Source organism: Streptomyces pyxinae (assembly GCF_024756275.1).
Classification (GTDB): Bacteria; Actinomycetota; Actinomycetes; order Streptomycetales; family Streptomycetaceae; genus Streptomyces; species Streptomyces pyxinae.
Genome location: NZ_JANUGQ010000013.1, coordinates 99,184 through 112,482, shown reverse-complemented (window position 1 = coordinate 112,482; position 13,299 = coordinate 99,184). Strand labels below are relative to the sequence as shown.

Annotated in this window: 17 protein-coding genes; 14 read left to right on the top strand and 3 right to left on the bottom strand. The window is 72.0% G+C overall.

Translation table 11 applies throughout. The features are described from left to right. Positions 1-270: 270 nt before the first annotated feature. The 12 genes from sufD (at position 271) to NX801_RS16910 (ending at position 9,831) form a co-directional block, all read left to right on the top strand. Positions 271-1,452, top strand: coding sequence for a Fe-S cluster assembly protein SufD (gene sufD / locus NX801_RS16965; protein WP_258788577.1), 1,182 nt, complete (start codon positions 271-273; stop codon positions 1,450-1,452). Further along, complete coding sequence (locus NX801_RS16960) at positions 1,452-1,772, top strand: non-heme iron oxygenase ferredoxin subunit (protein ID WP_258788576.1); 321 nt, start codon at positions 1,452-1,454, stop codon at positions 1,770-1,772. The genes sufD and NX801_RS16960 overlap by 1 nt, the downstream gene beginning before the upstream one ends. A 6-nt stretch (positions 1,773-1,778) precedes the next feature. Next, on the top strand, positions 1,779-2,543 hold the full coding sequence (gene sufC / locus NX801_RS16955; protein ID WP_258788575.1) for a Fe-S cluster assembly ATPase SufC: 765 nt from the start codon (positions 1,779-1,781) through the stop codon (positions 2,541-2,543). Positions 2,544-2,673: 130 nt separating this feature from the next. Beyond that, entirely contained in the window at positions 2,674-3,930 is a 1,257-nt protein-coding gene (locus NX801_RS16950; protein ID WP_258788574.1) for a cysteine desulfurase, read from the top strand. A gap of 15 nt (positions 3,931-3,945) precedes the next feature. After that, entirely contained in the window at positions 3,946-4,407 is a 462-nt protein-coding gene (gene sufU / locus NX801_RS16945; protein WP_258788573.1) for a Fe-S cluster assembly sulfur transfer protein SufU, read from the top strand. Then, complete coding sequence (locus tag NX801_RS16940; RefSeq protein WP_258788572.1) at positions 4,404-4,760, top strand: metal-sulfur cluster assembly factor; 357 nt, start codon at positions 4,404-4,406, stop codon at positions 4,758-4,760. The genes sufU and NX801_RS16940 overlap by 4 nt, the downstream gene beginning before the upstream one ends. Positions 4,761-4,877: 117 nt before the next feature. Further along, positions 4,878-5,519, top strand: coding sequence for a TlpA family protein disulfide reductase (locus tag NX801_RS16935; protein ID WP_258788571.1), 642 nt, complete (start codon positions 4,878-4,880; stop codon positions 5,517-5,519). Between the two features lie 63 nt (positions 5,520-5,582). Continuing rightward, entirely contained in the window at positions 5,583-5,951 is a 369-nt protein-coding gene (locus NX801_RS16930; RefSeq protein WP_258788570.1) for a VOC family protein, read from the top strand. Positions 5,952-6,493: 542 nt separating this feature from the next. Further along, positions 6,494-7,129: an RNA polymerase sigma factor gene (locus NX801_RS16925; RefSeq protein ID WP_428986170.1), complete on the top strand. Its 636-nt coding sequence runs from the start codon at positions 6,494-6,496 to the stop codon at positions 7,127-7,129. Beyond that, complete coding sequence (locus NX801_RS16920) at positions 7,126-7,467, top strand: hypothetical protein (protein WP_258788568.1); 342 nt, start codon at positions 7,126-7,128, stop codon at positions 7,465-7,467. Before NX801_RS16925 ends, NX801_RS16920 begins: the two co-directional genes overlap by 4 nt. Positions 7,468-7,534: 67 nt before the next feature. Further along, a complete protein-coding gene (locus NX801_RS16915; protein WP_258788567.1) occupies positions 7,535-8,833 on the top strand; it encodes an alpha/beta hydrolase in 1,299 nt (432 codons plus the stop codon). Positions 8,834-9,225: 392 nt separating this feature from the next. Then, positions 9,226-9,831 (top strand): helix-turn-helix transcriptional regulator, encoded by a 606-nt coding sequence (locus NX801_RS16910; protein WP_258788566.1) that lies wholly within the window; start codon positions 9,226-9,228, stop codon positions 9,829-9,831. A gap of 94 nt (positions 9,832-9,925) precedes the next feature. Here NX801_RS16910 and NX801_RS16905 read toward each other — a convergent pair whose 3' ends face one another. Together NX801_RS16905 and NX801_RS16900 are read right to left on the bottom strand one after the other, a co-directional pair. Further along, complete coding sequence (locus NX801_RS16905; RefSeq protein ID WP_258788565.1) at positions 9,926-10,261, bottom strand: hypothetical protein; 336 nt, start codon at positions 10,259-10,261, stop codon at positions 9,926-9,928. A gap of 198 nt (positions 10,262-10,459) precedes the next feature. Next, complete coding sequence (locus tag NX801_RS16900) at positions 10,460-10,717, bottom strand: hypothetical protein (protein ID WP_258788564.1); 258 nt, start codon at positions 10,715-10,717, stop codon at positions 10,460-10,462. Positions 10,718-10,978: 261 nt separating this feature from the next. On the opposite strand from NX801_RS16900, the gene NX801_RS16895 reads away from it, so the two are divergent. Then, positions 10,979-11,284, top strand: coding sequence for a hypothetical protein (locus NX801_RS16895; protein ID WP_258788563.1), 306 nt, complete (start codon positions 10,979-10,981; stop codon positions 11,282-11,284). Between the two features lie 507 nt (positions 11,285-11,791). Beyond that, on the top strand, positions 11,792-12,034 hold the full coding sequence (locus NX801_RS16890) for a hypothetical protein (protein ID WP_258788562.1): 243 nt from the start codon (positions 11,792-11,794) through the stop codon (positions 12,032-12,034). Here the strand turns inward: NX801_RS16890 and NX801_RS16885 are convergent. Beyond that, positions 12,031-13,194 carry a DUF7847 domain-containing protein gene (locus NX801_RS16885; protein ID WP_258788561.1) on the bottom strand — a complete coding sequence of 388 codons (1,164 nt, stop codon included), beginning with the start codon at positions 13,192-13,194 and terminating at the stop codon, positions 12,031-12,033. The genes NX801_RS16890 and NX801_RS16885 overlap by 4 nt on opposite strands. Positions 13,195-13,299: the final 105 nt, after the last annotated feature.

Genomic DNA, 13,299 nt, shown 5'->3' with positions numbered 1-13,299 from the left:
CGCCGGCGGACCCCCACCGGCCGCCGCCCCGCCGACCATGACCCGGCCGGCCCCCGGGCGGCTCCGGAACCCCGGGACCCCGGGACGGGCCCGTGACCCGGGCGAAGCCCCTGACCGGGCCCGCACCGGAGCCGTACCGACCGGACCCGGACAGGACCCCGGCCGGACCCGGAAGGGACCCGGCCGGAGCCGACCGACCGGGCGGCGACCCCCGACCGTCTTCGACCCAGGCTCAGACGCCAGACGCAGGAAGAGAGCAACACGACAGCCATGGCTGAGGCCCAGAACATCCCGGCGGGCTCCACCACCGCCGGATCCATCGCGGTGGCCGCCGAGTCCACCGTCGCCACGCGCATGAGCGCGCCCCCCTCCTTCGACGTGGCGGACTTCCCCGTGCCGCACGGCCGCGAGGAGGAGTGGCGGTTCACCCCGCTGGAGCGGCTGCGCGGACTGCACGACGGCACCGCGGTCGCCACCGGCGACGGGCTGCGTGTCGAGGTGTCGGCGCCCGAGGGCGTCACCACCGAGACCGTCGGCCGGGACGACGCGCGGCTCGGCCGGGCCGGCACTCCGGTGGACCGGGTCGCCGCCCAGGCGTACTCGTCCTTCGAGAAGGCGTCGGTGATCACCGTCGCCAAGGAGACCGTCCTCACCGAGCCGATCCGGATCGCGGTGCACGGCGAGGGCGGCACCGCCTTCGCCCACCAGGTCGTGGAGCTGGGCGCCTTCGCCGAGGCCGTCGTCGTCATCGACCACACCGGCGACGCCGTACTCGCCGCCAATGTCGACTTCGTCCTGGGCGACGGCGCGAAACTCACCGTCGTCTCCATCCAGGACTGGGCCGAGAAGGCCGTCCATGTCGCCCAGCACAACGCGCTGCTCGGCCGGGACTCCTCCTTCAAGTCGGTCGTCGTCACCTTCGGCGGCGACGTGGTCCGGCTGCACCCGCGCGTCTCCTACGCGGGCACCGGCGGCGAGGCCGAGCTGTTCGGCCTCTACTTCACCGAGCGGGGCCAGCACCAGGAGCACCGCCTGCTGGTCGACCACAACACCCCGCACTGCAAGTCGAACGTGGCCTACAAGGGCGCGCTCCAGGGCGAGGACGCGCACGCCGTCTGGATCGGGGACGTACTGATCCAGGCCGCCGCCGAGGGCACCGACACCTACGAGATGAACCGCAACCTGGTGCTCACCGACGGCGCCCGGGTCGACTCGGTGCCCAACCTGGAGATCGAGACCGGTGAGATCGCCGGCGCCGGGCACGCCTCCGCCACCGGCCGCTTCGACGACGAGCAGCTCTTCTACCTGATGGCCCGCGGCATCCCGGAGGCCGAGGCCCGCCGCCTCGTCGTCCGGGGCTTCTTCGCCGAACTGGTCCAGCAGATCGGGCTGCCGGACGTCGAGGAGCGGCTGATCGCCAAGATCGAGGCCGAGCTGGAGGCGTCGCTCTGATGACGACCTTCCAGCGGGCCTGCGGCCTGAGCGAGCTGGACGAGGACACCCCCAAGCGGGTGGAGCTCGGCGGCACGCCCGTGGCCCTGGTGCGCACCGAGGGGGAGGTGTTCGCGATCAACGACATCTGCTCGCACGCGAACGTCTCGCTCTCCGAGGGCGAGGTGGAGGACTGCTCCATCGAGTGCTGGCTGCACGGCTCCAGCTTCGACCTGCGCACCGGCAAGCCCTCCGGCCTTCCCGCGACGCGTCCCGTCCCCGTTTACCCCGTAAAGATCGAAGGGGACGATGTGCTCGTCTCCGTCACCCAGGAGTCCTGAGTCCCCATGGCTACGCTTGAAATCCGCGACCTGCACGTCTCCGTCGAGGCCGACAACGCCACGAAGGAGATCCTCAAGGGTGTCGACCTGACCGTGAAGCAGGGCGAGACCCACGCCATCATGGGCCCCAACGGCTCCGGCAAGTCCACCCTCGCCTACTCGCTGGCGGGCCACCCCAAGTACACGATCACCGGCGGCACGGTCACCCTGGACGGCGAGGACGTCCTGGAGATGTCCGTGGACGAGCGCGCCCGCGCCGGCGTCTTCCTCGCCATGCAGTACCCGGTCGAGGTCCCCGGCGTCTCCGTCTCCAACTTCCTGCGCACCTCCGCCACCGCCACCCGCGGCGAGGCCCCCAAGCTGCGCACCTGGGTGAAGGAGGTCAAGGAGGCCATGGAGCGCCTCAGCATGGACCCCTCCTTCGCCGAGCGGAACGTCAACGAGGGCTTCTCCGGCGGTGAGAAGAAGCGCCACGAGATCCTCCAGCTGGAGCTGCTCAAGCCGAAGATCGCGATCCTGGACGAGACCGACTCCGGTCTGGACGTGGACGCCCTGCGCATCGTCTCCGAGGGCGTCAACCGGGTCCGCGAGAGCGGCGAGGTCGGCACCCTGCTGATCACGCACTACACCCGCATCCTGCGCTACATCAAGCCCGATCACGTGCACGTCTTCGCCGGCGGCCGGATCGTGGAGTCCGGCGGCCCCGAGCTGGCCGACAAGCTGGAGTCCGAGGGCTACGTGGCCTACACCAAGACCGGCACCTCCGCGTGACCGACGCACCCGCGTCCGCCCCGGGGCCGGCCCGCGCACCGCAGGCCGGCCCCGGAGCCGGATTCACCGGCACCGCCGGCGCGTCCGGCCGAGCCGGAGAAACCCGAGACGTACGAGAAAGGGGAGAGGCGTGACCCAGCTGCCGGGCCTCCTCGACACCGAGGCGCTGCGCAAGGACTTCCCGATCCTGGACCGGGTCCTCCACGACGGCAAGAAGCTCATCTACCTGGACAACGCGGCCACCTCGCAGACCCCGCGCCAGGTCATCGACGTGCTCAGCGAGTACTACGAGCGGCACAACGCCAACGTCCACCGCGGGGTGCACGTGCTCGCGGAGGAGGCCACGGCGCTCTACGAGGGTGCCCGTGACAAGGTCGCGGACTTCGTCAACGCGCCCAGCCGCGACGAGGTGATCTTCACCAAGAACGCCTCCGAGTCGCTCAACCTGGTCGCCAACATGCTCGGCTGGGCCGACGAGCCCTACCGGGTGGACAGCGACACCGAGATCGTCATCACGGAGATGGAGCACCACTCCAACATCGTTCCGTGGCAGCTGCTCTCGCAGCGCACCGGAGCGAAGCTGAAGTGGTTCGGGCTGACCGACGACGGCCGGCTCGACCTCTCGGAGATCGACCGGGTCATCACCGAGAAGACGAAGATCGTCTCCTTCGTCCTGGTCTCCAACATCCTCGGCACCCACAACCCGGTCGAGGCGATAGTCCGCCGCGCCCAGGAGGTCGGCGCCCTGGTGCTGATCGACGCCTCCCAGGCCGCCCCGCACATGGTGCTGGACGTCCAGGAACTCGGCGCCGACTTCGTCGCCTTCACCGGCCACAAGATGTGCGGCCCGACCGGCATCGGCGTGCTCTGGGGCCGTCAGGAGCTGCTGGAGGACCTCCCGCCGTTCCTCGGCGGCGGCGAGATGATCGAGACCGTCTCGATGAGCTCGTCGACGTACGCCCCCGCCCCGCACAAGTTCGAGGCCGGTACGCCCCCGATCGCCCAGGCCGTCGGCCTCGGCGCGGCCGTGGACTACCTGTCCGCCATCGGCATGGACAGGATCGCCGCCCATGAGCAGGCGATCACCGAGTACGCCCTGCGGCGCCTCCAGGAGGTCCCGGACCTGCGGATCATCGGCCCGGCGACGGCCGAGGAGCGCGGCGCGGCGATCTCCTTCACGCTCGGCGACATCCACCCCCACGATGTGGGGCAGGTGCTGGACGAGCAGGGCATCGCGGTCCGGGTCGGCCACCACTGCGCCCGGCCGGTCTGCCTCCGGTACGGAATTCCGGCGACCACCCGGGCGTCGTTCTACCTGTACACCAGCCCGGCCGAGGTCGACGCGCTGGTCGACGGGCTGGAGCACGTCCGTAACTTCTTCGGATAAGGGGCAGGGCCACTAGTGAAGCTCGACTCGATGTACCAGGACGTCATCCTGGACCACTACAAGAACCCGCACGGCCGGGGCTTGCGGGACGGCGACGCCGAGGTGCACCACACCAATCCCACGTGCGGTGACGAGATCACGCTGCGGGTGCGGTACGAGGGCTCCCGGATCGCGGACGTCTCGTACGAGGGCCAGGGCTGCTCCATCAGCCAGGCGTCCGCCTCGGTCCTCAACGAGCTGCTGGTCGGCAAGGAGCTGGCGGAGGCCCGGCGGATCCAGGAGACCTTCCTGGAGCTGATGCAGTCCAAGGGAAAGATCGAACCGGACGACGCGATGGAGGAGGTGCTGGAGGACGCCGTGGCGTTCGCCGGTGTCTCCAAGTACCCCGCCCGTGTGAAGTGCGCGCTGCTGAGCTGGATGGCGTGGAAGGACGCGACCGCCCAGGCCCTGGGCGACGCGGAGAGGAAGACGGCATGAGCGAGAACGAGACGGTCGCCGAGAACGAGACGGTCGTGATGAAGCCGGCCTCCGAGGAGGAGGTCCGCGAGGCCCTCTACGACGTGGTCGACCCCGAGCTGGGCATCGATGTCGTCAACCTGGGGCTGATCTACGGCATCCACGTCGACGACTCCAATGTGGCGACCCTGGACATGACGCTCACCTCGGCGGCCTGTCCGCTGACCGACGTCATCGAGGACCAGGCCAAGGCCGCCACCGACGGCATCGTCAGCGAGCTGCGGATCAACTGGGTCTGGATGCCGCCGTGGGGTCCCGACAAGATCACCGACGACGGCCGCGAGCAGCTCCGCGCCCTCGGCTTCAACGTCTGACCCGCCGCGCTCCCCGGGTCCCCGCCCGGCCCCGCGTCCCCGCCCCCGCCCGCCCGGCCCCGCGCCCGGCGGGCGGCGGCGTTTCCGGCCCCGGTGCCCCGTGAGAGGCTCTGGCACATGATCGCCGAACCCCCGCCGCGTATCCCTGTCCGGAGCCGTACGACCCGCCGCCGGTGGTTACGGACGGCCGCGCTCGCCGCCGGGCTGACCGCCCTCGCCGCCTGCACCACCGGTCCCGGTGCGGACGGCCCGGCGGACCGTGCCGGGGCCGGCGCCGTCACCACGGTCCCGGCGGCCGAGCGCCGGCCGGCCCCCGCGCTGACCGGCGAGTCCCTGCACGGCGAACGGCTCGACCTGGCCGCGTACCGGGGCAAGGTGGTGGTGCTCAACATCTGGGCGGCCTGGTGCGCGCCGTGCCGGGCGGAGGCCCCGCACTTCGCCCGGGTGGCCAGGGAACTGAAGAACCAGGGCGTGGAGTTCGTTGGGATCAACACCCGGAACCAGGACACGGGCGAGCCGCTCGCATTCGAGCGTGACTACGGCATCCCCTACCCCAGCTTCCACGACCCCTCCGGCAAGCTGATCCTCGCCTTTCCCCGGGGCTCCCTCAACCCGCAGGCCATCCCCACCACACTCGTCGTCGACCGGGAGGGCCGGACCGCCGCCCGCGCCCTGACGGCCCTGGGCGAGGACCAGTTGAAGGACATGATCCGCCCCCTCCTCACCGAGCGCCCGGCCCCGGCCCCGAGAGCGGGATGACACCGCTCGGCACACCGCACGCGCTCATCCATGAACGGAGGCGGCCACGGGCAGACTGACCGCATGGCCGCTTCCCTGTACCAGATCGCCATCGACGCGCACGACCTCAAGGGACTCGCCGCCTTCTGGTGCCGGGTCCTGGACTGGAAGGTGCTGTACGAGGCGGAGGACGAGATCGTCATCGGCGCGGGCCCCGACGCCTGGCCGGGCATCGTCTTCCTCCCGGTGCCCGAGGGCAAGACCGTCAAGAACCGCGTCCACCTGGACCTGGCCCCCGACACCGACCGGACCGCCGAGGTGGAGCGCCTCATCGCCCTCGGCGCCCGCCCGGCCGACGTGGGCCAGGGCCCCGACGTCCCCTGGACCGTCCTCCAGGACCCGGAGGGCAACGAGCTGTGCGTCCTCGGCCCGAAACGTTCGCTGACGGAGTGAGCGCCGGGGCCCGCCGCGTCGGACCGGCCGGTCCCGGCCTGCCCGGACCGCCCCGGCGATCCGCTCCGGGCGGGTCGGGTCACGCCCCGTGGCCGCGACAGGGGACTCGGTGCGCCGCGTGGTGCGCTCGCTCACGCACCGGTCCGGCTCCCTTCCCTTCCCTTCCCTTTCCTTCCTCTCCTCTCCTTTCCTCTCCTGACGTGTCCTGCCTGATGTGACCCACTTCACCCGGCGATCCGGCGATGGGAGCGGGTGGACCCGCAACCTCGGCTTCGGCCGCACGTCTGGGGCCATGAGAGAGCTTCCTCGGGAGCCGTGTCCCTACGGTGAAGGATCGTCATGTCTGCATGTCACGCCGGCCCAGGTGGGCCCCGCTTCGGTCGGCCGCGCCTCGCCCCGGCCCGTACCCCCTTCCCGGGCACCGCGCCGGCCGCGGGAGTGATATGAGGGCGGCCGGTGGCTCCGTGCTGTGGGCTTCTCGTCCACGCGACACCCCCGGAGCACCGCGCGACCCGGTGGCCACGGTGGCCGCGGCGCGGGGGATGCGTACGGTGCTGCGCACATGGGGAAGGCTGTCGCGTTCCCCGGACAGGCCGTCGCGGGCCACCCCGGGACTCGCCGTGGCCACGCTTCCTGACCCTGGTGCGGCGGCTCACCCCGCCCTCGCGCCGGATGCCCGCCGCCGGGACGGGAAGATGGACATCGGCCTCCTCTACCACCACCGCCGCCTGGCCCTGATCCGCCTGGCCGTACTGCTCGTCGACGACCTGGCCACCGCGGAAGACGTGGTGCAGGACGCCTTCACGGCACTGCTGCGCCGCCACGGCCACCGCCTGGACGAACTGGGGGAGCCAGAGGCGTACCTGCGTACGAGTGTCGTCAACGCCTCCCGCTCCGTGCTGCGCCGGCGCAGGACCGCGCGCCGCGCCCCGCTCGCCCGGGAGCGTCCCTGTCCGCCGCCCGAGGAGTACGTACTGCTGCGCGAGGAGCACCGCGAGGTCCTCGGCGCGCTGGGCCGGCTGACCCGGCGCCAGCGGGAGGTCCTGGTGCTGCGTTACTGGTCCCACCTGACCGAGGCGCAGATCGCGCAGACCCTCGGCCTGTCCCGGGGCACGGTCAAGTCCACCGCCAGCCGCGCCCTGGCCGCGCTGGCCAGGCACCTGGAGGCCGACCGGTGACCGCCCGCCGGCACGAGGACGACGAGGACGTGCGGGAGCGTCTGCGGGCCGCCCTCGACGCCCGGGCCCGGCTCGTCGGGCCGGAGCACCTGAGGCCGCCGGCGCCGCCGTACGCCCCGGTCGCCGCCGGGCCCCACCTCCGGCGCGCGGCACTGGTCCTGGCCGCGCTGGCCGTGGTCGGCGCGACCCTGCTGTGGTGGGACACCCGTCACCACGACCTGCCCGCCGCGCCGGTGCCTGTCCCGACCGTCACCCGCACGGCCCCGATGCCCGCGTCACCCCCCGCCTCCTCGCCCTCTGTCCCGGCCCAGGACATACCGGCGCCGAGGAGCCCGTGAACCCACCCCGCCCATGGCTCCGGTCCACCCCCGGCTTCCGCCCGACCCACCACGACAGGCTGACCCCATGAAGCTCCCCGCCCGCCTGACCGTCCTCGCCTGCGCCCTCGGGCTCTGCGTCCCCGCCGCCCCCGCGTACGCGGCGGCCCCGACCGCTCCGCCCGGGCGGCGACACGCGGAACCGGCGGCCGCCGACACCGTCCTGACGGCCCGTTACGACCTCGGTGACCAGGCGTTCCGGCCCCCCGCCTCGCTCGGTTACACGGGCCGCGCCGAACTCGCCGCCGATGTCTACTACCCCGCCCGCCCGGGCACCGGCCGGCACCCGCTGGTCCTGATGCAGCACGGCTCCTGGGAGACCTGCGCCGACGCCGCGGCCGAGAGCGAACGCGCCGCCGCGATCAAGGCTCGCGACCACGCGCTGAGCCAGGGCGACGAGGCCGAGGCGGACCGGCAGAACGCACTCCTCGAACGGATCGCCGCACGGCTGTGGGCGTGGCCCTGCGCGCCCGGCATCGCCCCGATCCCCAGCAGCGCCGGGTACGACTATCTGGCGCGCGCTCTGGCCCGGCGGGGCTTCGTGGTCGTGTCGGTCGGTGCCAACGGCATCAACGCCACGGCCGCCGGACAGGCCGACACCGTCTACAAGGCCCGTGCCGCCCTGCTCGACCGGCATCTGCGGATGTGGCAGACCCTCGCCGGCTCGGGCACCGGCCCTCTGCGCGGCGCGCTCACGGACCCGCGCACCGGGGCCCCGGTCACGGCCGGCTTCCGTGGCAGGCTCGACATGAGCCGGGTCGGACTCCTCGGCCACTCCATGGGGGGCGGCGGTGTCATGCAGGAGATCGCCGACTCCTCCCGCGCCCACTGGCCGGCCGGCGTCGACATCAAGGCCGCCTTCACCCTCGGCCCCACCGCCACCTGGGACGGCGAACCGGTGACCCGGACACCGTTCGCCGTGATGTGGGGCACCTGCGACCAGGTCAACACGGGTTCCTACTTCGAGCAGAACCGCGCCGCCAACCGGGTGCCCATTTACCAGTACACGCTCACCGGCGGGAATCACGACTTCTACAACAAGCAGTGGTCCCCCAGCAGCGGCCAGGTGGCCGCCCATGACGACATCGTGCCGGGCACCGCTCCCGGCACCTGCCTGTCCCAGTACGGAGGCACCGACCGGCCCCAGCGGGACCAGCCACGGCTGGCCGAGCGCGCGCAACGGCTGATCACGGTTTACCGGGTCACCGCGTTCTTCGAGCGCTTCCTCCAGGACCGCACCGACCGCGAGCCTCACCTCACCGGCGCCCAGCCCTTCCCCGGGGAACCGGCCGGCACCGTCACCACGTCGTACGACCCGGGCCGGTAGCCGGTAGCCCGGGATCTCCACGGCCCGGCGGCCGGCGAGCGGGAAGCCGACGATCAGCCGCGGGGACGCCCCGGGCGCCGCCGCGCGGGGCTCGCGGGCGTCCGGCTGATCCCGCCGTTGTATGGGACTGGTCGCTCACCTTGTTGAGCGGCCCCACCGCGGTGATTAGTTTGGGCGTGGAACCCCGGCGGCGCGGCGGAATGCGGGTACGGGGAGGGCCGGCCGGAACGGCTCCACGACAAAACCGCGTAACGGCGAGGTGAAGGACTGTGCCTGCTGCCGGGCGAACTCGAATTCCGTGGTTCCGGAGGGCTCACGGCCGATGCCGCTCTCGTCGCTGCCCGCCGGACCGGTGAAGTCTCGTGAGCCGGATGGGATCGAGCGGGGGAAACGTGGCGATTCGCGTCGCTGTAGCTGGTGGCTGCCTTCTCGGGGCGGAAATGATGGCCGCGTCCTTGCATCAGGAGGACGGGCTCGATGTCGTGATCGTCGTGACCGGCTACGACGAACTGGTCGAAGCCGTCGCGCGGACGGACGCGAAAGTGGCCCTGATAGACCCGGAACGGATCGACGGGGACTGCACGACCGCCGTCACCGAGGTGCGCAAGGCGCGCCCCACCTGTGAAGTGGCACTGTCCGTGGACGCTCCGACGGCCGGCTTCGTCGACCGGGTATTACGGGCCGGTGTGCTGAGCGTCGTACCCAAGAGCGCCGGGCTGCGGCGACTGATCGAATCCGTGCGAGGTGTGGCGTCCGGCCAGGTGGTCATCGACCCGCGGCTCGTGCCCGGGGCGGTGAGCCGGGGCAACCCCCTGACGGCTCGCGAGGTGGACGTGCTGCGGCTCACGGCGTCGGGTGCCTCGGTCAAGGAGATGGCGGGCGAACTGCACCTGTCCACCGGGAGAATCCGTAACCTCGCCTCGGCGGCGATCAAAAAACTCGGGGCGCGCAATCGCTATGACGCCATGCGCATAGCGGACGGACAAGGCTGGCTCTGACCGGCCCCGGTCGGCCGCGCCACCGGACAGACCGAAGACCGGCCGGGGGGACTTTCCCCCGGCCGGCCTTTGTACGACCCCCGTGTGCGACAACTCAGCAGGAGACGACCCGGTCCCAGTCCGCGATGGGCACGTTGGGGACGAAATTCTTCACCTTGTCGGGGGCGATGGCGACGCACGAACTGTCGTAGGCGCGCTTGAAGATGGCCCGGACCCGCTTGGTCTCCGTGCACTTGTTGGTGACCTCGAAGGAGCGGTACCCCTGGTCATTGGTGTACTTCTTGATCTTCACACACGACGCCGGTGCCGAGGTCGCCGCGCTTTCGCCGGCGGGGGCGGCCGAGGCGGCCGATCCGGTGGCGATGACGGAAGAGAAGGCCAGGACGACCCCGGCACCGACAACGGCGACCTTGTTCTTCATGAGCAGCATGCGTTTCCCCGATTCGTGGTGCCTGAAGGCTGGAAGGTGAAGGTGGAAGCCGGCGCGGAATGGTCGTTCGCGCCACCTGAAATGTATCTTCGGGCGGGGGACGGTGTATGCGTCACATTCGTCACCTTCCGCGATGACATTTGTCACCGCGTCAGCAGGCCGCACCGGGCACCCGGACTCCTGAACCGGGCCGCCGGGTCAGACCGGCAGGTCCCAGCCCGGGCCGTCCTCGGCACCCATCCACACCCGCTGGCGGGCGGCGGAGACCGTGATGCCGAAGCCCTCCTGGCGCGGCTCACCAACGGCTTGCCAGTGCCGCACCGCCCGTTCGACCCGGTCCCACAGGCGCTCGGGCCCGCGCTGCACCACGTTCCACCCGCCCCCGGGTGCGAGCGCCGTCCGGGCCTGCGAACCGGTCGACACGTCCCAGAGGATCTGCTCCGCCCCCGCCCCCATGCGTACGGCCGAGGGCGCCGCGAGCTGCGCGACCCAACCACCGGTCCAGGTGTCGAGCGTCGCGGGGTCGATCGTGTGGTCGTCCGCTCATCCGCAAGGACGCGGCCACGCCGAGCGTTACCGTGGAAGCCGCACCACGCGCAGCGAACGGCCCCGCGAGGCGAGGGAGTCGGGCACCGGTGCGCACAGCGCGGCGGAACGAGGGACTTGAGCGTCTGCACCGCGAGGCGGGGTGGACGCTGCGTCAAGTTCGCCCGGGCCGTGAACCGCCTGGGCACCGAGACCGGCATGCCGCTCCGGTATCAGGAGCCCTCGGTCCACCAGTGGCTCAGCGGCAAGCTGCCGAGGGAGCCCGTACGCCCCCTGGTCCTGGAAGCTCTGTCCCGCCGCCTGCACCGCCCCGTCACCGCCACCGAGGCCGGGTTCCCCATGGTGGCCGGTGAAGCCGACGTGCCCGCCGGGACGGTGAACGGGCTGCTCGACCTGGGCCGGCAGGACATGGATCCCTCTCGCCGGGGTGTCATGAGCGTTGGTCTGTTATCGGTAGCGCTGTCGGTGCCGGAGTGACCGGATGTGGTGGGGCGGATGGAAGCGGCCGGGTCGGGTGCGGTGGGGCGACTGGGGGTGGCCGAGGTGGACGGCGCAGGTGCCGCACGCGCTCGGGGTCGGGCGGAAACGACACCGTGCAGCGATCCGCGACCGGGGCCCTGGTGGCGGCCGGGGTCGGCGCAGCCCCCGAGCCTGCTGCCGACGAGCCGAGCCACCGCAGGAAGCCCGATGACCAGCGCCGGACTATCGGCTGCGCCCTGGGCGAGCCGGTGCAATGCCTGTCGCCCGGCAGGGCCGTGCGGTTCGTTCACCATGTCCGGTGAACGACGGAACTCATGGCGCATGGTCGGTCCTTCACGATTCTCCCCCGCGATGGAGCCTTGCTCGCACCAGGTGACCGCATGGTCGCTCAGCGGGGTGCCGACGGAAGTGGGTGCGACTTCAAGACCTGCAACCGACTCGTCGGCTCAGCTGTACCGGGCCGATGAGGACCACGGGTATGTGGCGCCCACGTACGTGCCTGCCATGCGGCAGAACGTCCGGTACCAGAGCAAGGGCATCCCCATGGCGGTGGTGCCGTGCGTCAATGCCGCGTACGCCCGGCACCCGCGACTGGCGGTGTCGCCGGAGGCGTTGCGGGTGGCCGGGGTGCGGGTGCTGTACGGGGCGGGCTGGTTCGAGCCCAATCCGCCGGGGGAGAGGCGACCGTACCCCTGGGGGCCGGCCTTGGAGGCGCTTGACGGGCTGGTGCGGCGCCCGGGCGGCTAGGTTCCGGTGGGCGCGGGCGGCTGGGGGGCCGGGGGCGCGGCGGGTGCGGCGGCTGCCATCAGGGTGGGGGCCAGGTTCTCGCGGCGGATGCGCTGGTCGACGTAGAGGAGCGAGATCACCAGCTGCGGGAACGCGGAGGTCAGCAACTGGCCCAGGAGCTGGCCGCCGAGGCCGAAGACCAGGGCGATGACGACGAAGGCGACGACCTCGGGGGCGTCGGCGCCCTGCTGGGGGGCCTGGTTGAAGAGGCCGCCGGCGAGCGAGAACGGGAGCTGGAGCAGATAGGCGGCCACCGAGGCGGCCAGGTACCCGAGCATCGAGATGCCGAAGACCCGCCACCAGGAGCCCTTCACCAGCCGGGAGGAGCGGCTCATGGCGGTCAGGGCGGAGCTGCGTTCGAAGACCGCGACGGCCGGGGCGAAGCTGTACTTCACCCAGAGCCAGGTGGCCAGCGGACCGGCGACGAGGAGGGCCAGGACGGCCAGCCCGAGCACGGCGAAGGCGGCCGTGGCATCGCCGTCGTGGAAGGTGATCACGGTGATCAGCAGGGTGGCGGTGAATGTGCCGATGATCAGGACGACGGGGACGAACACGATCAGCCCGGTGAGCAGCACCGCGCCCAGGACCGAGGTGAGCCGCCGGCGGACCCGCCGCCAGACGGTGCCGATCGTGGTGGGACGGCCGAGCACCGCGTCCTGGAGGACGGCGGGGCAGCCGGCCTGGACGACCGCGTTGGCGATGAGCAGGACCAGGGAGCCGAAGAGGTAGACCACGACCAGCGCGATCAGCGGAGGCAGGAACTCGTCCACCCCCGGCGCCCGGTCGTGGGACCAGTGGACCAGGCGGTCGATGTCGCCCGCGACCGCGAGATACGCCAGTCCCGCCACCGCGACGACGGCCAGCGCGGCGACCGCGTAGGCGGCCAGGGCCAGGCCGAACAACTGGCGCCAGTGGCGGCCGAGGGTGGTGAAGGCGCCGTTGAAGATGTCGCCCAGGCCGAGCGGGGCGAGCGGGATCACGCCGGGCCGGGGTGCCGACCAGCCGGGACCGGGGCCCCAGCCCGGGGCGGCCGGGTAGGACGGGCCGGGTGCGCCGGGCGGGGGCGGCGGGGCGGGGTGGCCGTAACCCGGAGGTATGCCCGGGCCCTGGGGGTCGCTCATGCGGTCTCGTACTCCGTCGATCATGTGGGCGGAACCCGAGTACGTTACCGGGCGCACCGGGGGTGCCGGGCGCGGGCCGGGAGCCGGTCGCTCTCCGTGAGACCG

Coding starts and splice junctions, on each gene's coding strand:
- NX801_RS16925 (WP_428986170.1), top strand. CDS start 6,494: ATGCGTACGGTGCTGCGCACATGGGGAAGGCTGTCGCGTTCCCCGGAC.
- NX801_RS16900 (WP_258788564.1), bottom strand. CDS start 10,717: ATGGGGGCGGGGGCGGAGCAGATCCTCTGGGACGTGTCGACCGGTTCG.
- sufC (WP_258788575.1), top strand. CDS start 1,779: ATGGCTACGCTTGAAATCCGCGACCTGCACGTCTCCGTCGAGGCCGAC.
- sufD (WP_258788577.1), top strand. CDS start 271: ATGGCTGAGGCCCAGAACATCCCGGCGGGCTCCACCACCGCCGGATCC.
- NX801_RS16905 (WP_258788565.1), bottom strand. CDS start 10,261: ATGCTGCTCATGAAGAACAAGGTCGCCGTTGTCGGTGCCGGGGTCGTC.
- NX801_RS16890 (WP_258788562.1), top strand. CDS start 11,792: ATGCGGCAGAACGTCCGGTACCAGAGCAAGGGCATCCCCATGGCGGTG.
- NX801_RS16935 (WP_258788571.1), top strand. CDS start 4,878: ATGATCGCCGAACCCCCGCCGCGTATCCCTGTCCGGAGCCGTACGACC.
- NX801_RS16885 (WP_258788561.1), bottom strand. CDS start 13,194: ATGAGCGACCCCCAGGGCCCGGGCATACCTCCGGGTTACGGCCACCCC.
- NX801_RS16960 (WP_258788576.1), top strand. CDS start 1,452: ATGACGACCTTCCAGCGGGCCTGCGGCCTGAGCGAGCTGGACGAGGAC.
- NX801_RS16930 (WP_258788570.1), top strand. CDS start 5,583: ATGGCCGCTTCCCTGTACCAGATCGCCATCGACGCGCACGACCTCAAG.
- NX801_RS16915 (WP_258788567.1), top strand. CDS start 7,535: ATGAAGCTCCCCGCCCGCCTGACCGTCCTCGCCTGCGCCCTCGGGCTC.
- NX801_RS16940 (WP_258788572.1), top strand. CDS start 4,404: ATGAGCGAGAACGAGACGGTCGCCGAGAACGAGACGGTCGTGATGAAG.